The sequence below is a fragment of the Lactobacillus corticis genome, assembly GCF_018327645.1.
Classification (GTDB): Bacteria; Bacillota; Bacilli; order Lactobacillales; family Lactobacillaceae; genus Lactobacillus; species Lactobacillus corticis.
Window position 1 is genome coordinate 1 of the sequence record NZ_BMAY01000065.1, and the last position, 208, is coordinate 208.

At 44.7% G+C, this 208-nt stretch carries 1 pseudogene; it reads left to right on the top strand.

Going from position 1 to position 208, the window contains the following annotated elements:
* A pseudogene (locus KI210_RS08740) lies at positions 1–208 on the top strand (hypothetical protein); the annotation flags it as partial.

Consider the following 208-nt stretch of genomic DNA (forward strand, 5'->3'; position numbering starts at 1 on the left):
AGCCGAAGGATGATACAGAAACGCCAGTAGTCCCGACAGATAACACTGACAAAAATCAGCCGAAGGATGATACTGAAACTTCAGATACTCCAACAGATAACACTGATCAGGAACAACCAAAGGATGATACCGACACTCCAGAAGCTCCAACGGATAATACTGATCAGGAACAACCAAAGGATGATACAGAAACGCCAGTAGTCCCAAC